The sequence below is a fragment of the Prosthecobacter fusiformis genome (assembly GCF_004364345.1).
In the GTDB taxonomy this organism is placed as follows: Bacteria; Verrucomicrobiota; Verrucomicrobiia; order Verrucomicrobiales; family Verrucomicrobiaceae; genus Prosthecobacter; species Prosthecobacter fusiformis.
The window spans coordinates 1-19987 of the sequence record NZ_SOCA01000017.1 but is presented as its reverse complement, the minus strand read 5'-3'; the positions used below and the strand labels follow the sequence as shown (position 1 = coordinate 19987).

Annotated in this window: 17 protein-coding genes and 1 tRNA gene; 15 read left to right on the top strand and 3 right to left on the bottom strand. The window is 56.3% G+C overall.

Annotated features, from left to right (window positions below; genetic code table 11):
- Positions 1 to 5 precede the first annotated feature (5 nt).
- From rplP to EI77_RS22190, 14 genes are all read left to right on the top strand, one after another.
- Positions 6 to 425 carry a 50S ribosomal protein L16 gene (gene rplP, locus EI77_RS22255; protein ID WP_133797524.1) on the top strand — a complete coding sequence of 140 codons (420 nt, stop codon included), beginning with the start codon at positions 6 to 8 and terminating at the stop codon, positions 423 to 425.
- Positions 426 to 445: 20 nt separating this feature from the next.
- A complete protein-coding gene (gene rpmC, locus EI77_RS22250; protein WP_133797523.1) occupies positions 446 to 655 on the top strand; it encodes a 50S ribosomal protein L29 in 210 nt (69 codons plus the stop codon).
- Positions 656 to 690: 35 nt separating this feature from the next.
- Positions 691 to 972 carry a 30S ribosomal protein S17 gene (rpsQ, locus tag EI77_RS22245; RefSeq protein ID WP_133797522.1) on the top strand — a complete coding sequence of 94 codons (282 nt, stop codon included), beginning with the start codon at positions 691 to 693 and terminating at the stop codon, positions 970 to 972.
- Between the two features lie 46 nt (positions 973 to 1018).
- Entirely contained in the window at positions 1019 to 1387 is a 369-nt protein-coding gene (gene rplN, locus EI77_RS22240; protein WP_133797521.1) for a 50S ribosomal protein L14, read from the top strand.
- 4 nt (positions 1388 to 1391) lie between these two features.
- Positions 1392 to 1673 carry a 50S ribosomal protein L24 gene (gene rplX, locus EI77_RS22235; RefSeq protein ID WP_133797520.1) on the top strand — a complete coding sequence of 94 codons (282 nt, stop codon included), beginning with the start codon at positions 1392 to 1394 and terminating at the stop codon, positions 1671 to 1673.
- A gap of 84 nt (positions 1674 to 1757) precedes the next feature.
- Positions 1758 to 2345, top strand: coding sequence for a 50S ribosomal protein L5 (gene rplE / locus EI77_RS22230; RefSeq protein ID WP_133797519.1), 588 nt, complete (start codon positions 1758 to 1760; stop codon positions 2343 to 2345).
- 27 nt (positions 2346 to 2372) lie between these two features.
- Positions 2373 to 2762, top strand: coding sequence for a 30S ribosomal protein S8 (gene rpsH, locus EI77_RS22225; RefSeq protein ID WP_133797518.1), 390 nt, complete (start codon positions 2373 to 2375; stop codon positions 2760 to 2762).
- Positions 2763 to 2777: 15 nt separating this feature from the next.
- Positions 2778 to 3317, top strand: coding sequence for a 50S ribosomal protein L6 (gene rplF, locus EI77_RS22220; RefSeq protein ID WP_133797517.1), 540 nt, complete (start codon positions 2778 to 2780; stop codon positions 3315 to 3317).
- Between the two features lie 16 nt (positions 3318 to 3333).
- On the top strand, positions 3334 to 3690 hold the full coding sequence (gene rplR, locus EI77_RS22215) for a 50S ribosomal protein L18 (protein ID WP_279586935.1): 357 nt from the start codon (positions 3334 to 3336) through the stop codon (positions 3688 to 3690).
- A gap of 18 nt (positions 3691 to 3708) precedes the next feature.
- Complete coding sequence (rpsE, locus tag EI77_RS22210; protein ID WP_133797515.1) at positions 3709 to 4236, top strand: 30S ribosomal protein S5; 528 nt, start codon at positions 3709 to 3711, stop codon at positions 4234 to 4236.
- Between the two features lie 43 nt (positions 4237 to 4279).
- Positions 4280 to 4720, top strand: coding sequence for a 50S ribosomal protein L15 (gene rplO / locus EI77_RS22205; protein WP_133797514.1), 441 nt, complete (start codon positions 4280 to 4282; stop codon positions 4718 to 4720).
- A gap of 96 nt (positions 4721 to 4816) precedes the next feature.
- Positions 4817 to 6322: a preprotein translocase subunit SecY gene (secY, locus tag EI77_RS22200; protein WP_133797513.1), complete on the top strand. Its 1506-nt coding sequence runs from the start codon at positions 4817 to 4819 to the stop codon at positions 6320 to 6322.
- Positions 6323 to 6332: 10 nt separating this feature from the next.
- Positions 6333 to 7160, top strand: a complete 828-nt coding sequence (map, locus tag EI77_RS22195) for a type I methionyl aminopeptidase (RefSeq protein WP_133797512.1) — start codon at positions 6333 to 6335, stop codon at positions 7158 to 7160.
- 1002 nt (positions 7161 to 8162) lie between these two features.
- A complete protein-coding gene (locus EI77_RS22190) occupies positions 8163 to 8723 on the top strand; it encodes a response regulator (protein WP_133797511.1) in 561 nt (186 codons plus the stop codon).
- A 990-nt stretch (positions 8724 to 9713) separates the two neighbouring features.
- Here EI77_RS22190 and EI77_RS22185 read toward each other — a convergent pair.
- Positions 9714 to 10949, bottom strand: a complete 1236-nt coding sequence (locus EI77_RS22185) for an MFS transporter (RefSeq protein WP_133797510.1) — start codon at positions 10947 to 10949, stop codon at positions 9714 to 9716.
- 425 nt (positions 10950 to 11374) lie between these two features.
- Between EI77_RS22185 and EI77_RS22180 the strand changes: the two genes are divergently transcribed.
- Complete coding sequence (locus tag EI77_RS22180; RefSeq protein WP_133797509.1) at positions 11375 to 14170, top strand: beta-galactosidase; 2796 nt, start codon at positions 11375 to 11377, stop codon at positions 14168 to 14170.
- 790 nt (positions 14171 to 14960) lie between these two features.
- On the opposite strand, the gene EI77_RS22175 is transcribed toward EI77_RS22180, so the two are convergent.
- Positions 14961 to 19499, bottom strand: a complete 4539-nt coding sequence (locus tag EI77_RS22175; RefSeq protein ID WP_133797508.1) for an NACHT domain-containing protein — start codon at positions 19497 to 19499, stop codon at positions 14961 to 14963.
- Between the two features lie 213 nt (positions 19500 to 19712).
- Positions 19713 to 19796 (bottom strand) — tRNA-Leu (locus tag EI77_RS22170).
- Between the last annotated feature and the right edge of the window lie 191 nt (positions 19797 to 19987).

Here is a 19987-nt window from a genome sequence, read left to right as displayed (position 1 = left end):
GACCTATGGCCCTTCTTCCCAGTCGTGTAAAACATCGCAAGACCCAGCGCGGTAGCCGCTCTGGCACCGCATCCCGTGGCAACAAACTCGACTTCGGTGAGTTTGGCCTTCAGACCCTGGATCGTGGATGGATCAAAAACAACCAGATCGAAGCCTGCCGTGTGGCGATCAACCGTTTCCTCAAGCGTAAGGGTAAGGTCTTCATCCGCATCTTCCCTCACAAGCCAGTGACGGCCCGTCCACCAGAAACCCGAATGGGTAAAGGTAAAGGCTCCCCGGAATTCTGGGTGGCAGTGGTTCTTCCAGGGCACATGCTGTTTGAAATCTCCGGCGTGAACGAGGCGACTGCCCGTGAAGCCAGCCGCCTGGCGGCCAACAAACTCGGCCTGCGCACACGTTTTGTGAGCCGCGCTGCCACCATCTAATATCCGCCCCCTGACCCATCATGAAGATCCAAGAACTCCGTGAACTTTCCGTTGACGAGCTGAATGCCCGCCGCCGTGAGTTGCGCCAGGAAATGCTGAACCTGCGCATGCAGCAGCAGAGCGGCCAGCTTGAAAACCCGTCCCGCATCAAGGTGCTGCGCCGTGAAGTGGCCCGCATCGAGACCGTCGTGACGGACCGCACCCGCACCGCCGCCGCCAAGGCCGCCTAAGGCCAACCCCGCAATTTCGACCTTTTTTTCAAATCATGAGTGAGGCTACAACCGCAGAAGCGCAACCCGTCCAGGCTCCCGTCCGCAAGGAACGTGTGGGTGTGGTGGTTTCCGACAAGATGAACAAGACCATCGTGGTCGAAGTGGAGCGCCGCGTGCCACACCCACGGTTCAAGAAGATCATCCGCAAGACATCCAAGTTCTATGCGCATGATGAGAGCGAGCAGGCAAAGGTGGGTGACAAAGTGCTCATCGCTGAGTGCCGCCCGCTGAGCAAATTGAAGCGCTGGAACCTGGTGGAAGTGCAGAAGCACTAAGCTGGTACGTTAGAGTTCAACCCATTCATCTGAGGAAGAAAAGTTTATGTTGCAAATGGAGTCGTCAATTCCGGTCGCCGATAATACCGGAGCCCGAGTCGCCAAAATGATCGGCGTGCTCGGCAAGAAGAATACCCGTTTCGCTTATGTGGGTGATATCATCACTGCCCACGTTCGTGAATCCACCCCGACCGCCAGCGTCAAGAAGGGCGAAGTCGTCCGCGCTGTGGTCGTGCGCACCGCGCACCCAATCCGCCGCAATGACGGTTCGATCCTCCGCTTCGACCGGAATGCGATCGTCATCATTGACAAAGACAACAATCCAAAAGGAACCCGTATCTTCGGTCCTGTGGCTCGTGAGCTGCGTGACAAGAACTTCATGAAGATCGTTTCCCTCGCCCCCGAAGTGCTGTAATGCCATGAGCCAGATCAAGACCCACGTCAAAAAAGGCGACACTGTCGTCGTCACCTCCGGCGCCCATAAAGGTGCGCAGGGCACCATCATCGAAGTGCAGACCGCAAAGAACCGCGTGCTTATTGAAGGCGTGCGGATGATCAAGAAAACGGTCAAGCCATCCCAGGAACGTCCGGGTGGCGGCATCATCGAGCAAGAAGGCCCGATTCATATCTCCAACGTCAAACTTGCTGAACAAGAAACAAAAGCAAAATCGACGAAGAAGAAAGTTGCGAAGAAGAAGTAGTCAACGAATATGCTCACCCCCTTTGTTTCGCGCCTGGTCTTCGCCCGGCCTGCAAAGGAAAGGAAGCTCAGCCAAATCTGATCCATGGAACCCCTGCTGCAAAAGCTCTATAAAGATACTGTCCGCGACGCGCTGAAAGCTCAGCTCGCTCTCGAAAACGTCCATCAAGTCCCGAAGCTTGAGAAGATTGTCCTCAACTGCTCGGTGGGTTCCCAAGGGGAGCGCAAGCAGGCGATTGAAGATGCCGTCAATGAAGTGACGCTGATCACCGGCCAAAAGCCAGTCATCACGCTTTCCAAGAAGGCCATCGCCAACTTCAAGCTGCGTGAAGGTGAAGCCGTCGGTGTGAAGGTGACCCTGCGTGGCACCCGCATGTATGACTTCCTGATGCGTCTGGTGAAGACCGCCATCCCACGTATCCGTGACTTTCGCGGTGTTGCTCCAAAAGCCTTTGATGGCCGTGGCAACTACACACTGGGCATCAATGACCAGTCCATCTTTCCTGAGATTGAGCTCGACAAGGTCAAGCGCACTCTGGGTTTTGACATCACTTTCGTCACATCGACCAACAGCGATGACCATGCGCGGGAACTGCTGCGCGCTCTCGGCATGCCCTTCCGTGGCAAGACTGCCGTGAACAAGGCTGGTGAGACTACCGAAGCCGCCGCCTAATTCTAACAGCCGATATTCCGCGTCCCAATGACTGACCCGATTTCCGATTTTCTCACCCGCATCCGCAATGCAGCCACTGCTGGCCAGCAGGAAGTGTTTGTGCCCTTCTCCAAAATGAAGGCCGAGCTTTCCCGCATCCTGCAGGAAGAAGGCTACATCTGGAGCTACGAAGTGGACACGACTGATGCCCACCCACGTCTGAAACTGAAGCTTAAGTACCAGGGCAAGTCCCCGGTGATCCGCAGCCTGACCCGCATCAGCAAGCCTGGTCTGCGCAAGTATGTTGGCTCCACCGAGATCCCTCGCGTGCTCGGCGGCCTTGGCATCTCTATCCTGTCCACCTCACGCGGCATCATGACTGGTGCCCGTGCGAAGAAAGCCAAAGTGGGCGGCGAACTCCTGGCGCAAATCTGGTAACACGAGGAATACATTATGTCACGAGTCGGTAAACAACCCATTTCTCTCCCAGACAAGGTCACCGTGAAAATCGGTGCTGATGGCAGCGTCCTCGTCGAAGGACCCAAGGGCAAGCTCAACTGGACCCTGCCTGAAGGTGTCTCCGTCGCCAATGAAGGCAAGGAGCTCTCTGTCACCCGTTCCAGCGAAGACCGCCGGGTGCGCGCCATGCATGGCACGTCCCAGCGCCTGATCAGCAACATGATCGAAGGCGTCAGCAAGGGCTACACACGCAACCTTGAAATCCACGGCGTCGGTTTCCGCGCTGCTGTGAAAGGTAACGTGATTGACCTGAACCTGGGCCAGTCTCATCCACGTCTCCATCCGATCCCCGAAGGTGTGAAAGTCACCGTCGCTGACAACACAAAGATCGCGATTGAAGGCATTGACAAGCAGGTCGTCGGGCAGCTCGCCGCTGATATCCGCGCCTATTATCCGCCTGAGCCTTATAAGGCCAAGGGCGTCCGTTATGCAGGCGAGCAAATCCGCCGTAAGGCAGGCAAGAGTGTGAAGTAACAGGAGGAAAGTCATCATGGCAGCGAAGAACCGCAAACTCACCCGCTCGCGTATCCACGCGCGCATCCGCAAGACTCTCAGTGGCACCTCTCAGCGTCCACGTCTGGCAGTTTATTTTTCAAACTCCAACGTGTATGCCCAGATCATTGATGATGTGGCAGGCAAGACCATCGTGTCCGCCTCCACTAAGGAAAAAGGCTTTGGCGAAAGCCGTGCTAACAGCGAAACCGCCGCTAAGGTGGGACAGGCTGTGGCCGAGCGCGCCATTGCCGCCAACATCTCAGCCGTGGTTTTCGACCGCGGCGGCTTCACCTATCACGGCAAAGTGAAAGCACTGGCCGACGCCGCCCGCGAAAAGGGTCTGAAATTCTAATCCCGACGAATCCCATTTATGGCAGCAGCTACACTCAGTCCCGCAGGCGAATCTTCTGATTCCCGCCCGGATACCATTGAAAAAGTGGTGCACATCAACCGATGCGCCAAGGTCGTGAAAGGCGGTCGTCGTTTCAGCTTTTCTGCTCTCGTCGTCGCTGGCGACCAGCAGGGTAAAGTCGGTTGCGGTTTCGGTAAGGCTAACGAAGTCGCTGACGCGATCAAGAAGGCCACGGAAGCTTCCCGCAAGAACATGAACCGCGTGCACCTGAACAACAACACGATCCCTCATGAGGTGATCGGTGAGCACGGTGGCGGTTGCATCATGCTGAAGCCTGCGACGCCTGGTACGGGCATCATCGCCGGTGGTGGCGCCCGCGCCGTGCTGGAAGCAGCCGGTGTGCGTGACGTGATCGGCAAGTCTCTGGGTTCCAGCAACCACGCTAACGTGGTGAAGGCGACTCTGGCGGCTCTCGGCGCTCTGCGTCCACGTGATGAAATCTTCCGCGCTCGCGGCAAGGAGATCAAAGAGAAGAAGGCTCTCTAAGAGAAGCTGACTTCAGTTTTCAATTTTTACTTTTCCATTCTGTATGCAACTCCAAGACGTCAAACCCCGCCCAGGGGCTAAAAAGCGCCGCAAGCGTATCGGCTGCGGTGAGAGCTCCGGCCACGGCAAGACTTCCTGTAAGGGACACAAGGGCCAGAAGGCCCGTGCTGGTGCGGGCATCCGCCCAGGCTTTGAAGGTGGCCAGATGCCTCTTCACCGCCGTCTCCCCAAGAAGGGTTTCAGCAATGTGCAGTTCCGCGACGTGTATGAAGTCGTCAACGTGGGCGCTTTGAATGCCTTCGAAGATGGCACCGTGGTGAACGAAGCTTTCCTGCGTGAGAACAACATCGTGAACCGCAATTGCGACGCGATCAAGATCCTCGGCAATGGCGAGCTGACCCGCAAGCTGACTATCGAGATCAAGAACGTCAGTGCTTCGGCCCGCGAGAAGATCGAGAAGGCCGGCGGTTCCATCGCTGCCTAATAACGGATCGAACTCAACCCGTCAGCGGGCCAGTCACCGATCAACCTTTGCGGTTGTCAGATGGCTAGGCCCGCTTTCTTTATACTCCCCTTACTCATGATTTCTGCTTTCGCCAACAGCTTCAAAATTCCAGATCTTCGCTCCCGCATCCTGTTCACGCTGGCGATGATCGTCATCGTCCGCATCGGTGCTTCCATCACGCTGCCTGGCGTGGATGTGACAGTGCTGGATGAATGGATCAAGACCCGCACGGCTGATGCCGGCTCCGGCGCAGCCCAGGTGGCGGCGTTGCTGAACGTGTTCAGCGGTGGTGGCCTGCAGAACTGTGCGATCTTTGCGCTGGGCATCATGCCTTACATCAGTGCTTCCATCATGCTCCAGCTCCTGACGGCAGTGGTGCCACGTCTGAGCAAGCTGGCCCGTGAAGATGGTGGACGCCAGAAGATCACGCAATACACCCGTATCGCGACGATCGTTCTTTGCGTTTTCCAGGGTTACTTGTTGGCGCAGTCTTTGCAGAATCCAGGGCAGAACATTTTCCTGGGTGGTTTGCAGGACACGATCGACCGCTTGCAGCGGCCGCTGGTGCCGGATTATGACATGTGGTTTGTGATCACGACGGTCATCACGATCACGGCGGGTACGATGCTGATGATGTGGCTGGGTGAGATGATCACGGAGCGCGGCATCGGTAACGGGGTTTCTCTTTTGATCTGTGTGAACATCGTTTCGGATCTTCCGGGTGCGATGGTGCAGGTGTGGCAGACTTACGTGGGCAATGTGGATGGTGACATGAGCAAGCCGGCGACGCTGGTGCTGCTGCTGGCCTTCATGATTGCGGTCATCGCCGGGGTGATCGCCCTGACGCAGGCGACACGGCGCATCGTGATCCAGTACGCCAAGCGCGTGGTGGGCCGCAAGGTGTATGGCGGGCAGACTCAGTATCTGCCTTTGAAGATCAATTATTCCGGGGTGATGCCGATCATCTTTGCGCAGGCCATCCTGCTTTTCCCTTCTTCCATCATTTCCTCCATGTTCCCGGATGTGGGCTGGGTGCAACGTTTCTCCCAGGCCATCGCGACGGGCTGGGTGTATTATGCGATCTCTGCGGCGCTGATCTTTTTCTTCAGCTACTTCTGGGTGGCGACGATGTTCCAGCCGACGCAGATCTCTGACGATCTGAAGAAGAGCGGTGGTTACATTCCTGGCATCCGCCCGGGCAAGCCAACGGCTGATTTCCTGGACTTCACGATGAGCCGCCTGACCTTTGCTGGCGCTATTTTCCTGACGCTGCTTTATGTGATGCCGGGTGTGGTGAGTGCGTTGCTGGGCATCGCCCCGCAGACGGCGCAGTTCTTCGGCGGCACGAGCTTGCTGATTCTTGTCGGCGTGGTGCTGGATGTGATGCGCCAGATCGAGACGCACCTTCTGCAGAGCCATTATGATGGGTTCCTGAAGAAGGGCCGTATCCGTGGCCGTTTCGACCGCATGCAGCAGAGTGGCAATGTGGCCAATCCTGCAACGGTGGTCATGCTCTGGTCCGGGATCGCTGTGATCACCCTCGTGGGGGTGGCCTGGCTGATCTACAATAAGGGCATGTAAGACTGAGTCCATGGCGTTCATCAACAGTCAAAAGATCCCCGTCCGTCACGGTGCCCAGCAGCAGGGCATCCGCGAAGCCTGCCAAATGGCGCGCGATATCCTGCTGAAAACGGCCAGTCTGGCCCAGGTGGGCATAACGACGGGGGAGGTGGACCGCTGTGCGGCTGCTGAGATGAAGGCCCGTGGCTGCAAGAGTGCTTTTTTAGGCTACCGGCAGTTTCCGGGGCACATCTGTATCTCCATCAATGAGGAAATCATCCATGGCATCGGCGGTCCGCGCGTGATCCAGGATGGGGATGTGGTGAAGATCGATGTCGGAATCGAATACAATGGCTGGATCGGCGATAATGCGCTGACGGTGCCGGTGGGCAATGTGGCGAAAGAAACGCTGCATCTGCTGGCGGCCACGGAGGAATCCCTGCACGTGGCTGCGAACCATGCCCGCGACGGCTGGATGCTGGGGGACCTGTGTGCCTCGGTGGAAGAGCACGTGGTGCAGTACGGTTACACCGTAGTACGTGAATTTGTGGGCCACGGGGTGGGCAGGAAACTGCACGAAAAACCTGAGGTGCCGAACTATGGCGTGAAGGGTGAGCGGCCACGGCTGAGGTCCGGGATGACGCTGGCCATCGAGCCGATGGTGAACATGGGCACGGCGAAGACGCGTGTGCTGGCGGATGCCTGGACGGTCATCACGGTGGATCGTAAACCGAGTTCCCATTATGAGCACGTGGTGCTGGTGACGGACAAGGAGCCGGAACTGCTGACTTTCCGCAAACGGATGTTTCCACAAGGGGTCAAGGATCTGACGCCTGTGCCGGTGAGCGAGTTGTTTTGAGGTTTGGGGGGCGTGAGGGGGATGGGCAGGTTATGGGGTGGGGTGTTTTGTGGTGGGATTGGCTTGTGATCATGAGCCGATAGCTCGTGGAATGACCCGCCTTTCTTTGAGGGTGCCCTTTTTTCTTTCGGAGCAATTTTGTTTAACGGAGATGAGGTGAAGGACTCGCGGCTTCAAAGAAGGCGGGTAATCCGGCGAGGGGGGATGGGTGCGCGAAACAATGTGGAATGCGCCGGACACACTTCGCCCTACGAGGGATGGGCAGGCGAGGCCACCCTGGCCCTTGGGATCTTGAGAATCGAAAGACATAGATCCTCGTAGAGCAAAGCGAGGTGGGGAAGTCGGGGCGAGACGCCCCAACTCCTTGGGTTGGGGCGGCGGGCGTGTGCAAAGGAGTGGGACGTCGCTGTAGAAAGCAAGGGGTGGGGGCGTCTCGCCCGCACTGATTCACATCCGACTTTTTGCATCGGCGCTCCGCAGAAGGTTTGAGCATCAGGCTCTTGGGGGCTTTCAGGCCAGTATGTGATCCTGATCAAAAATGGTGGGCGAATCTGATGCTTGGCTTTTGCGAGCTGAAGCTCTGGAATGCTTTGGCTGCTACACGGGGTGAGGCCATCCTGGCCGCAGATGCAGGCGAGGACGCCTACACTCCATGCTCAGAAAGGCGGGATGTTAAACTTCATGATTGAGGGGGCGTGGTATGAAGTATGTGAAATGTCTTTGAACGGTTAGGGGGTTGAGGGTTTCTATCGAATATGGATCTATTTAAGATATCTTTAATGTTTCTCAAAAGAGAGCGGGAGAGGTGAATTTGCGCATAGTTTGATCGCAGTTCCGTCTTTATTCTCATATTTGACATTCATGAAAACTTTCAAGATCGTTAAAATCTGCAAAAATGGGCTTGCCGTCATGGTAATTATATAGCAACTTCGACGCAATTCTGATTTTGATGAGTTGTTCACAACGACTCAACTCGAATCTCCACTTTTACCACAATTCATTATGGCCGAACTGACCTCTCCCGAACTCATGACAGTCAAAGAGACTGCCGAGTATTTGCGCATTCCTTTGCCGACTGTCTATTATCTCGTGCAGCGTGGGCAATTGCCAGCGGTGCAGATCGGTGGTCGGTGGCGCATCAAGCGGAGCCTGCTTGACCGCGATGTTCTGCGTAAGGAAGATGAGTCAGGCCAGCCCACCGTGATGGTGGTGGATGATGATCCAGCTTTGCAGGCACTGTTTAAGCAGTTTTTGAAGAAAGCGGGCTTCGGACGCTTGGTGGTGGGCACTGGGGCGGAGGCGATCAGTGTGGCGAAGAAGCAGAAATTCGATTTTGTTTTCCTGGATTTGAAGCTGCCGGATGTGCCGGGGGATGAGGTGTATTCTCAGTTGAAGGAGATGTATCCAGATCTGCCGATTGTGGTGATCACGGGGTATCCGGACAGTGAGATTCTGAGCCGTATTCTTTCCCACGGGCCGGTGACGGTGATCAAGAAGCCGATCGAGTATGATCAGCTGAATAAGGCGGTGAAGCAGCTCGGGCACAAGGGTGCGGAGGTGTGAGCTGAGTGAGATTTTGGGAAGCCGTGGGTCTTGCGATCCACGGCTTTTTTGTGGGCTGGTGTCGGGCTTGGGGTAATTCAGCCGGGGGGCAGAACGTGGGCATGTTCCAGGACAGAACCCCGTTGGGGTTCGCAGTCCCAGGGTTGTTCCAACCCTGGGCTTAAATCCACAAGCCCTTTGGGCTTAAAGGCATAGACAGCCACCAGGCGATCTGTCCTGCGCGGCCACCAAGTGATCTGCCTTGCGCGGCCACCAAGTTATCTGCCCACGCAGCTCTTATGCGTAAATCCATATCCTTTATACCCACCTGGGTGCCCCCTTCGCCCCTCCCAAGTCCAACGGGCTTGGGGCGATGGTTTTTAGTGGGCTGGTGTCGGGCTTGGGGTAATTCAGCCGGGGGGCAGAACGTGGGCACGTTCCAGGACAGAACCCCGTTGGGGTTCGCAGAATTTTCGGTCTGCGGTGCTCCAGTCCCAGGGTTGTTCCAACCCTGGGATTAAATCCACAAGCCCTTTGGGCTTAAAGGCACCACCGCTCCAAGGCGATCTGTCCACACAGCCGCAGGCGATCTGTCCTGCGCGGCCACGAAGTTATCTGCCTTGCGCGGCTCGTATGCGAAAATCCATATCCTTTATACCCACAATCTTTGCCTCTATGCGGCTGGGACAGGGCTTTACACTGTTATCGGTTTACTGCGGAGGGGCTGAGGAGGCGGAGTTGGTGGGTCCGGGAGGGGGCTTCGGGGTGGCTATCCGCTCAGGGGACTGAGCGGGCTACTTTTTGATGGGGAGTGGTGGACTAGATGGTAGGAGGGCGGAAAGGGCTTCGAGGCGGCTATCCGCTCAGGGACTGAGCGGGCTACTTTTGAGGGGGAGTGGTGGACTAGATGGTAAGAGGGCGGGAGGGGGCTTCGGGGTGGCTATCCGCTCAGGGACTGAGCGGGCTACTTTTTTAGAGGGAGGGGAGCTGTGATTCCGCACCGGCGGGCACTCAGGCGGGGGAGGATGCGGGGTCGGGGGGCGGGGGGGCGTCGGGTTGGCGGTGGATGCCGCGGTAGGCGATGGCAAAGAAGAGGCAGACGGCGGCGGTGAGGGCGGATTCTCCTAACCAGAAGCGTGACCAATCTGTGATGCCGCTGTGGGTGCAGGCGGCGTGCCACCAGCCGCCGCCGAGGTAGCCGATGAGGTTGCCGACGCCGCTCATGAGCAGGTATAGGAGGGCCTGGGCACGGACGCGCCATTTGCGGTCGATGCGTTCTTCCAGATAGATCTGGGTGGTGATGAAGTAGAGGGTGAAGGCGAAGCCGTGGAGGGTGGTGCCGATCATGATCCACTGACGGGTATCCAGGGAATTGAGGGAGTAACGGAAGACGCAGATGCTGATGCCGGAGAGGAAGACCCATTTGAGCCGGAAGCGGGCAAGGACGCCGGCGAGTAGGAGCATGGTGAGGACCTCGGTGGTCTGGGCGAGGGAGATGACGGCGGAGACGTTTTCGACGCCGAGGTCTTTGAGGTGACGGGCGGTGTAGGGGTAAAAGGCGGCGAGGGGGATGCTGTAAAGGGCGGCGGTGATGAAGACGACCCGGTGGTCGGGGTTTTTGAGGAGATCGATGGCATCCAGGCCGAGGATCTGGCGGAAGCTGCGCCTGCCCTGCATGTCCGCCGGCTGGATGAGGGGGAGGGTCCAGGAGAGAGACATGACGAGGAGCCATAGGCCGGCGGCGGTGTATCCGGCGACGAGGGAGGCATCGGCATGGAGGACGAAGCTGACGATCCAGCAGCCGGCCATCCAGCCGAAGGTGGCGCAGGCGCGGAGGGGGCCGAACTGCTTGGCCGGGGTGTGGAGCTGGGAGAAGATGATGCTGCTGGTGATGCTCCAGACGGGGGTGGCGACGAGGGCCTGGACCTGGGCGCAGAGGAGTACGAGGCCGTCATTCCAGCCCTGGGCGAGGGCGGTGCAACTGAGGGCGAGGGCGAGCCCCGTGGCCAGGGCGAGCCAGCGCAGCAGGAGGGTGGGGGACAGTTTCTGGTCCGCCAGGGCGCCGACAAAGAGGGGGGAGATGAAGGCGGCGACGGCGGAGGTGGCGAGCACCCAGGGGACGAGGTGCTCACGGCCGTAAGCTGCGTAGATGTTGGCCAGTGGCACGTTCCACATGCCCATGGGCATGGCGGTGCAAAAGAACAGGAGGGCGAGCTTGCTGCGGCTGGTGGTGGACGGCTGAGTCACAAAGGCTGTGCACCTAACGCTGAGAATGCGGGGGTGTGCAAGGTCGGGGCGATTTTTTCAGGGGGAGGGTGGGGGTGGCTTCGGTTGCGGGCTCTGCTTCTATGTGGGACGAAATGAGCGTTATACTGGGGTGGGTTTGCCGCAGAGGGGCAAAGGGGCGGAGGTGTGCTTGGGGCTGAGAAGGAGGGGGACGGGGGCACCCTTTTATCTGAGGACTGGGGACTTTTTTTTGAATGCCGACGGATCGTCGGCGCTCCATGGTGGCGGACGGGGGCGCTAGAACGGTCTTGTGCGGGGACGCACAAGACGGCAGGCGGGACGCCCGCGCTCCATGGGGGATGGGCGCGGGTGCTTCGTGCGGGGTTATTTTTTTGGGTGGGGGATGAGGCGATATTTTTGGGGGGTGGGCGGTGTATTCATGACGAATGAATTTCCTCTCAGATCTGGTGGGCCGACTGGCTTGTGCGCGAATTTTTGGCTCTGCTTTTCACGGAGGGATGCGGTTGGGGGTTTTGTGGCTAGGAGTGGGAGGGCTTTGGATTGGCCAGGCTCCGGCGCAGGGGGTGGGGGATCCTTTGGAGAATGTGCGGGCTTACAGTCTGGAAATTGACTCGGCGGGGCTGCCGCTGCCGGGGTATTTTCCCATCGGTCTTCGGGGTGGGGATCCGCCGCTGCAGGTGGTGAGGCTGGTGACGCATGCGGGATTTAATTTGTGGCAGGATTTCTCCATTGCGCGACCTGGGGAAGGGGCGGTCCTTGAGCCGGAAAAGAGGCCGGAGGCTGAGAAGGCGGCTTTGTTTACCCATGGGATGTTCGGCTTTACGCAGGCGAAGGATATGCGGCCGCCGCCGCCGCATGGGATGTCTAAGTTGCCGCGTGAGGCACCGGGGTATGGGATGATCACGCTGGGGGTGGATGAGAAGGGGGAAACGGGGAAGCTGGACAGTGGCTCGAAGCAGGCTTTCAATATTTTCAATCCGGGGCGGCGTGCTTATCACCTGGACTCGAAGGCGGCGACGGGGCGGCTGGCGGGTGCGGCGCATGCTTTGGCGAAGCCGACGCTGTTTTGGGGCATGGAGAATGAGTGGGAAGGGATGCTGAACTATGCGGATGAGGCGAAGGCGGCCTTTGCTGTCTGGCTGGAAAAGACGTATGGGGGGAAGATCTCCGGCCTGAATGAGGCGTGGGAAGGGGGCTTCAAAAGCTTTGCGGAGGCTGCGGCTCAGCCGCCGAAAATCGCTGAGTATGTGAGCCACCCTGGGGCTTTTCTGGACTGGCATGATTTCCAAACGGAGGCCTTCACGGCGTTCATGTCGGAGGCTGCGCATACGCTGCATGAGCATGATCCACTGAGGCGGCCGGTGGTGCACAAGTCCACGCAGCAGATGATTGATATGCCGCATGTTTCCCGTCGGCGTGGGGTGTTCAACCACGAGCGTTTTGCGGATCAGATGCGGGACATCAGCGGCGGTTTGTATGGTGTGAATGTTTATGGATCTGGCGACCGCGAGGCGTATGAGATCAATTACATTTACCACTGCATCCAGCCGCTGGAGGGCGGCGCCTTCGGGGTGATGACGCCGGAGATGAATAATCACAATGGCCCTGGTTACCAATGGGGGGCGACTTACTGGCGGGTGCTGAGCAACGGGCTGAAGGCGAGCAATTTGTTCGCTCCTGGGCACAAGGGGGCGGAGGAGGATTATGCGACGTTTGGCCACATCGACGCGAAGACTGGGGAGCCGCGGGACAAGATGTTTTATGCGGCGCGCTGGGCGCACATGATCCACCGTACGGAAAAGCTGTGGAAGGAGGCGCAGCCGCTGCCTGATATGCCGAGGGTGGCGATCCTGCTGCCCCGGCGTGACCTGATCCTGGCGACGCCACCGAGCCGGATGAAAAGCCAGTGGGCGTATCCGGAGAATAATCGCAGCCTGGTTTTCCAGTGGCTGCGCCAAGCGGGGTATTGGGTGGATGTGCTGCCTTATAATAAGTTGGACCCTGGGTACCTGGGGCGATATCAGGCGCTGTTTATGGTGGGGGCGGAGCACCTGACGCAGGGGGAGTGTGAGCGGCTGACGGCGTATGTGACGCAGGGGGGGACGGTGATCGCGGATGAGCGCCCAGGCTATTACGATGAGCGGCATCGGGTGCGCCATCAGCTGGATGATCTTTTTGGGGCGCGTTTTGAGGCTTGGGATGGGAAGTCGTCTTATGATCTGGGGGGCGACTATGCGGGCGTGGTGGCCAGTGGTCTGGTGCCGGTGGAAGTGACCACGGGAACGGCGGTGAAGCGCAGTGCCGATGGCCGCCCGCTGGTGACGGAACGGAAGGTGGGGAAAGGCCGTGTGCTGCACCTGGCGATGAAGCTGGGGTCCTTGTGGAGTCCGCAGGATAAGGCGGTGGTGGAGAGTGGTTATGCGCCGGTGAATCCGAACACGGCCGATGCCGGGGAAGGCCTGGTGGCTGCCGCGTTTAAGGAAAGCCGATGGCTGACGCAGCAGCTTCAGCGGCTGGGCATTGAACCGGCGTACCGCTTGACGGGTAAAAACGGGCTGGCGATGCAGCCGCACGTCCGCCTGGAGCAGCCCTGGGGGGATGACCAGGGGAATGTGGTGCTGACGTATTCCACGGATGCGGTGCTGCGCCTGCCGGGCAGTGCTATCACCCTGCCGGAAACTACGGTGGAGGTGATGTTGCCAGAGGGTTCCTGGTCACTGGCTGTGTTTGGGCGTGCGGAGGATGCGGGCCTGGAGCCGATCCGTGTGGAACGGCTGGAAAATGGCCGGTCTTCCGTCTCCTTGCCTTCCATCGAGACGGCGGGGGTGATTTATTTGCTGAAGGAGCATCCGCCGCTGCTGGGAATCCCTCAGATCCAGGGTGTGGAACGGGCGAATGATGGGCATGCGGCGCAGGTTGATGCGGGGCAGACTTTCATGATGGAGGTCCAGCTGGCGACTGCCGGGCAGGAACCGCTGGGGCCCGGGCACCTGGAGGTGCGTGCGCTGAAGGCATGGAAGGTACAGCCTGCCCGGATGGAGACGGGGACGCTGGCCCGTGGGGAGATGCGGAGTTATCGTTTCACAGTGACGGTGCCTGACGATGGCGGGGCGGCCCGGCCGGATCTTTTTCCGCTGGTGGCCCGGTGGAATGATGGGCAGGGGGATCGTGCGATTTGTGCCACGAATGTTTTTTTGAAGGCGGGAGCGGAAGAGGAGTGAGGGGTGGGGTGGAGGGGTGGTATACTGTGATCGGTTTAACGCAGAGGGGCAAAGAGGCGGAGAATGCGGAGTAATGAGACGGTGAGCTTCGATGGTGGGGTGGATGGGAGGGGCTTCGAGGTGGCTATCCGCTCAGGGGACTGAGCGGGCTACTTTTGAAGGGTGAGGACGGGGATTGGGGGTTGGAGGTTTTTTTACAGGATTAACAAGATGGCAGGATTGCAGGATTGCAGGATTGCAGGATTGCAGGATTTTGGGAGGGATGAGGGGGCGCTTCGGATAGGGGCCTGTGGGTTCCACCTCACACCTCATTGGCTCATTACAATGGGTAGAATGATGGCTGGCGTCCAACGAACGGAAAGGATAGTATGAATGGTGAAGTATAATTTCATAATGGTGAATTGCATGTGTATGGTGGTGGCTGCACTTCCGCATGGCCAGAATGAGAATGGCTGATTACCGGGTCATGACGGACCGTTAACGATTCCGTTAAGTGCGGCGGATGACGCTACCCAGTGGGGGCATCCGCCGACGAAGGAGATTCCTTCACAGACTTCTCATAGCTGGATGGAAATAAGCACTGATGCCAACGTATTGGCCATCATAGTGAGTCATTTGCTGAGTGTGCACTATGAAGAACCTCCTGGGAAGTAATCCGCCGATGAATGTAGACCTATTCACTGAGAGTGCCCAGCTTATGGCTAGAGGCTGTCGGATTAACACAGTCAAGGCAATCGGTGACTGTCGCGGTCATCAATGTCCCGTGCTAATCGACGGGGGCTTCCATCACTCACCTCTCTACTTGGGCCAGTTCCTTTTCGATTTCGCTAAAGCCGAGTTCAAGCATGCCATCGATAATATCAAGACACCGACTTTTGATTTGGGCATCGCGTGCCTGCTCGTATAGCCGAGCGATTAGCGCTGGCAAGTGATAGATCCACCGTCGGGTTTGACCGGATTGCTGCTCTGCCCGATATTCGGCAATGAGTCTTTCAGGAATCCTGCAGATGACCTCAGGTAGGGCCTCTGTGGATTTTTCAAGTGCATGAATGAGTTCGTGGCTGTTCTCTACAAAGGCTATGCTTTCAATGAACTGGTAGATAAGGTTCTGCTCTTGAGCAAGTAGAGCTGGAGAGAGCAGTCTGAAACAATTTGCCGCTGTGCCCCGAACCTTGGCGTCTGGATCATCAAAAAGCTGAGCAAGGCGCTCCCGGCAAATAGATTGTAAGGCCTCTCTCCCCAAGTTGTGCGCATAGATTTTGGCTGCTGCTTCGCGGCACACATTGTCTCCGCCCAAGACGGATTGCATATCCGATGCTGCATGAGAGTCGTGGAAGGCCGCAAGTGTGATTTGGCGACCGGCTATGGCTCTTGTCCCCTCTTCTTTTACAGTTAGCATCTGCACCAACACAGGTCTCAGAAGCAAATAATGACGATAGGTTGCGTGATAAATAAACTGCTCAGAATAATGAGTGTTGAGTACGGGTGTGGCATTTTTGCAAAGCTCGAGAAACAGTGCCACCGCGCGTTCTCGGTCAAAATTGATCATTGCAACCAAACATAGTATCGCACAGGAACGGACAGCAATTGAACGGTCATGAACGACAGACAAAACCGCAGGTTTAATTTTCCCAAAGTATATTTGATCTGCGAACAGGAGAATCGCTAACGCTTCTGCTGCCACCCCTCGCACGGAGTTCATTCCATGGAAATGCGGATCTCCGCCCCACATTGCACTTCCGCCTGCCATCTCTTGCCATTGCTCCGTCTCTGGATCAGGATCGTTCATTGCATAGTGACACAGAATGGCAACGATTGCATTCGATGGATGATTCTCTGCAATCGCTTTAATCGCCCAACATATGTCTCGTGCACACTCATGACTATATAGAGAATGCGCCCGAGCGATAACCTGTTCAGCGACGATAGTATTTAAAGATTCCAGTGCTGATGCGGGAAGCTTTGTTCCCCTACTAGACTCAGGTCTGATCGATGATATGCCCGATAAAATTGAGTTAAAATATTCTGGTGCGATGTTTACATCAAGGCGCAAAGCGAGTTCCGCAAAGCGAGGCTTGTCGATTTGTGCCTGCTCTTGTAGGATGCTAGCAAGCTGGCTCTTGCCTCCCTTAAGAAAATCTGAGGAATCACGTTTCCGTTCACATGCATACCGCTGCATTGCTTTGATCCATTGAGCGTTATTCATGCGCTCTACAGCTTCTGGCTTTATGGGAGATCCAATAAAGCCAAAACTGCAACTCGTTCCAGGCATTTCAAATTTCTCCCATGGAAATTTCCTTTTCAGTTCCTCGAAATGCAACCGAGCCTCGTTTGAAATGCGTTCAGATGGAAGGCATTCGAGCAACAGCATCCTACGATAGCCCTGGTGGCCTGGCTTTTGGCGCTCATACTCGGTTGTAAAAACGAGGATCGCTGTTTCAAGCATCGCATAATTGGTGGCTGAGCAATGTATTGAGGCTTTACGCACCGCTGAGCGTCCGATGGCTGCCCTCCCATTTCCGGCCTGCCACATATGATATCCAAGACCCAAACGTTCTGGGTTTTGAAGCAGATAGCAGACAATCTTGTCGGCATAGTGAGATCCATTCTCCACCCATGCTGAAAGCAGCAATATCGAGATCGTTTCGTTCTGAAATTCCTCCGCGACCTCTGTAAGTGCGTCCAAGACATACGGATGGTCTTGTGCCAGAGATTCCAAAGCGAGTTCCAGCCCTTGCTCCAAGGCTTCTTCAGGGGCATCTGCACCCGAAATCATTCTTCGATGATAGCTTCTTCTCCATGGCGCATCTGAATCATGCTTTTTCAAGTGCTCAATCACTCGAGGCAGTATCGCTCGAACGAAGGGTTCTGGAGCTCTGCGAGCACACTCAGTGATAAAGTTCGTCTTATCATTTATATTTCCGACCACCTCATCGCCATTGCTTTCGCATTCGAGATCGAGCATCAGAGCCAGCAATTGCACTGCGAAATCCGGTTTTTCCTGGGCTAGTTTTTCGTAGCGATACCAATCGTCAGAATTCGGCACGCGAAGCAAATGCAGTCGCATTGCATCGCAGATGAGTGAAAACATTTCGGCGCTGTGATGGAATTCACCAAAAGAGAACAACTCGTTGAATTCCGCGCGCCATGTTTTTGTGCCGTCAACGTAAGGTCTAAAGAGTCTTGCGATCTCGGCTGAGTATACCTTCATAATCTCGGGTAAGCTCAACATCCGAACTGCGGACCAAACAGTTTCCACCTCAGCAGATTCGAGCCAGCGTTCCCACACTCCGATTCGTCCAAGTAGATAGACCCAAGCAGGACGTCCCCAGGAAATACGCAATGCCCAGCGGGTGATCGGAGCAGCAGAATCGAGCGACTCCAACAATCGCCATTCCTCTTCGCGAGGGTCAGCGAGTCCACCTAACCAATCGAGTGCCAGTTTTTTGAGATGGTAACGAACACGACTGTTGGCTAGCAATTCTCTCAAGTCCCTCAGATAGGCTTCCACATTGTGCTCACGTTCATATTCGAGAATCTGACGGACTTGGGCACGGCGGAAAAGATGCTGTTCTAGCCCTCCTTCCGTCAAGAAATCCAAGAGTGTCTGTCCCTGCTCCATAAAAAGACGGGCACAGCAATAGTCGAAGAACACCTCGTGGAAAAACCGCACTGAAACACCGTCCAGCACAATCACGTTGTGCGAAGCCATTAAGCCGATCTCTGTCTCGTCATACGGATCGAGTAACGTGACTGACGCGCTAAGCGTCTGATCACGACTGAGCCGACCGACAAGGCTCAGAATAATATCATGCCAGCGACTTCCACGGCCAAGTTGGTTGCCCACCAGACGCCGCTTGTGACTCCAATAGCGACCTAACAACTCCTGAACACCACTAAACCGAGGGTGGGATTGTGGATCACCTTGCAGGTAGAGGCTCAAGTGGAGGGGAGCCCGCAACAGGTCGAGATGCGTCACATCAAGAGTCGCAGGATCTACTCCAGCGTGCTCTTGAACCAACCTCTTTACAGTTTCGAAAGGAAGCTTACCTAGATCGATCTGAACTGCATTATCTTTATCGGCCAAGAGGCGACGTAATCGCGGATCGTGCTCTGCATCAAAGGCGCGGCAAGCTAGTAGCACTCGCATTTGCGGATAATGCTGAGCCTCGATCAGCATCTCTTCGAAGACATTCCATAGGCTTTGATTTCGACCCGAAGTGAAACTAATCGCATCAAGCTGATCAAGAACCAGCACACACCTCCCGCCATTGGCTATGCCAGCCAATACTAATACTGGAGACTCAGGCAGCCCCAACTCCTCGCCAAAGCGTCGGGAAGTGAGCACCGCAGTCTGTATATCAAGTCGCAATGCGAGGACCGGAATGTGCTCGCCGTGCAGATGCACGAGAGTTTGTGCAACTGCACAACTTTTCCCCAACCCTGCCGCACCAATAAACACAACTCGTTTTTTTCCACCACCAACCAGTGCATCCACTGCCGTTTTTGCTTCTTCGCGAGCAATCCTTTCACCCGCGATCAATTCAGCTTCCACGTGGCCCATATAAGCCGTGTTAAGCCGCTCCACGATTTCGCGCGGGCCATGCTCACGAGCCCAATCGCGTTCCGCCACGTTGTGTTCGTTGAGATAATCAATTATCTGATGCCGTCGGATGGGCTGCCCAAATAAACCGAACACCATTTCAGCAACTAGGCAACGGACAGCGGTTGCATCCAATGAGGAGCCATCAGGCCGATAAAGCATCGCGCGTATTCTCTGATCAACTCGACGAATCATTTCACGCTCGTCTAAGCTGACAACACGGACTCGTCTTAAAGTGTGCCAGGCATCGGAAATGTCGCCTTTAAAGTGTGGACGAAGCAATCTCTCATCGACTTCTCTATGCATTCTGCGAGAGACAGTGTCGAGCCGTGTTTCAAAAGCCGCTGAATCTTGGGCTTCGATAGCCGCCCCACAAATTTCTTCCAGATCTCGAGCCGTTGTCCCGGAAACAAAGACGACACGATGGTTTTCATCGAGATCCAACTTTGAGAATAGATCACCCAGTACTGAACGCCCATTGGTATCTATGCGTATCAAGTCAGCAATTGACCAAAGCTGACCTGTTGTTTGCCGTTTTGCAGAATGAAATTCAGTGCATTCGGGCAGTTCCTTTTTGAATTCAATGCCAAGCGATTCCGTAGCGTCGAACGGCTCAACAACGATGCTCAATGCTTCACCACAGAGCACATCTAGAATGCTGTCGACAGTCCAGATCGCTTCATAACGGTCACCTAGTTTTCCAGATTCTCCTCCAGGGCGTGGCATCAGTCGTTCATTTAAGGGTTAGTCAACCATTAGAAACGCTTAATTGTTCCGTGACAACAATCGCCTGTGAGGGCGGAAGAATCCGGGAGGATCTTGAATGATCCCAAGGGATAGGTTATTCGAAGCGGAAAGGCATCCCAAAAAGAGAATAGGTAAAAAATTCACCTCTCAAATCAAAGTGACTTTCAGACTATAATTCCTTGATTTTCAAGGTGGTGCCGGTGGTCGGACTCGAACCGACACTCCTTTCGGAACAAGATTTTGAGTCTAGCGCGTCTACCATTTCACCACACCGGCGTGTGCTGTCTTGCAAAGGAATCTCTAGAATGGCGCGTCGGCGGAGGATTGCAAGGCTTTTGGAGGGCCAAGTATCTCCCGAAACAAAATGGCTTGTTTGAGGGAGGCGGGGGAGTGGAGTTTTTGGCGGAGGCCGTGGAAGTCGGGCGTGGGGGGGCGGGGGTCCAGTTTGGCGGCGCGGGGGGGAGGCG

Coding starts and splice junctions, on each gene's coding strand:
- EI77_RS22175 (WP_133797508.1), bottom strand. CDS start 19,499: ATGCCACGCCCTGGAGGAGAATCTGGAAAACTAGGTGACCGTTATGAA.
- rpsQ (WP_133797522.1), top strand. CDS start 691: ATGAGTGAGGCTACAACCGCAGAAGCGCAACCCGTCCAGGCTCCCGTC.
- rpmC (WP_133797523.1), top strand. CDS start 446: ATGAAGATCCAAGAACTCCGTGAACTTTCCGTTGACGAGCTGAATGCC.
- rplF (WP_133797517.1), top strand. CDS start 2,778: ATGTCACGAGTCGGTAAACAACCCATTTCTCTCCCAGACAAGGTCACC.
- rplX (WP_133797520.1), top strand. CDS start 1,392: ATGAGCCAGATCAAGACCCACGTCAAAAAAGGCGACACTGTCGTCGTC.
- rplO (WP_133797514.1), top strand. CDS start 4,280: ATGCAACTCCAAGACGTCAAACCCCGCCCAGGGGCTAAAAAGCGCCGC.
- rplP (WP_133797524.1), top strand. CDS start 6: ATGGCCCTTCTTCCCAGTCGTGTAAAACATCGCAAGACCCAGCGCGGT.
- rplN (WP_133797521.1), top strand. CDS start 1,019: ATGTTGCAAATGGAGTCGTCAATTCCGGTCGCCGATAATACCGGAGCC.
- rplE (WP_133797519.1), top strand. CDS start 1,758: ATGGAACCCCTGCTGCAAAAGCTCTATAAAGATACTGTCCGCGACGCG.
- rpsH (WP_133797518.1), top strand. CDS start 2,373: ATGACTGACCCGATTTCCGATTTTCTCACCCGCATCCGCAATGCAGCC.
- rplR (WP_279586935.1), top strand. CDS start 3,334: ATGGCAGCGAAGAACCGCAAACTCACCCGCTCGCGTATCCACGCGCGC.
- EI77_RS22190 (WP_133797511.1), top strand. CDS start 8,163: ATGGCCGAACTGACCTCTCCCGAACTCATGACAGTCAAAGAGACTGCC.
- rpsE (WP_133797515.1), top strand. CDS start 3,709: ATGGCAGCAGCTACACTCAGTCCCGCAGGCGAATCTTCTGATTCCCGC.
- map (WP_133797512.1), top strand. CDS start 6,333: ATGGCGTTCATCAACAGTCAAAAGATCCCCGTCCGTCACGGTGCCCAG.
- secY (WP_133797513.1), top strand. CDS start 4,817: ATGATTTCTGCTTTCGCCAACAGCTTCAAAATTCCAGATCTTCGCTCC.
- EI77_RS22180 (WP_133797509.1), top strand. CDS start 11,375: ATGAATTTCCTCTCAGATCTGGTGGGCCGACTGGCTTGTGCGCGAATT.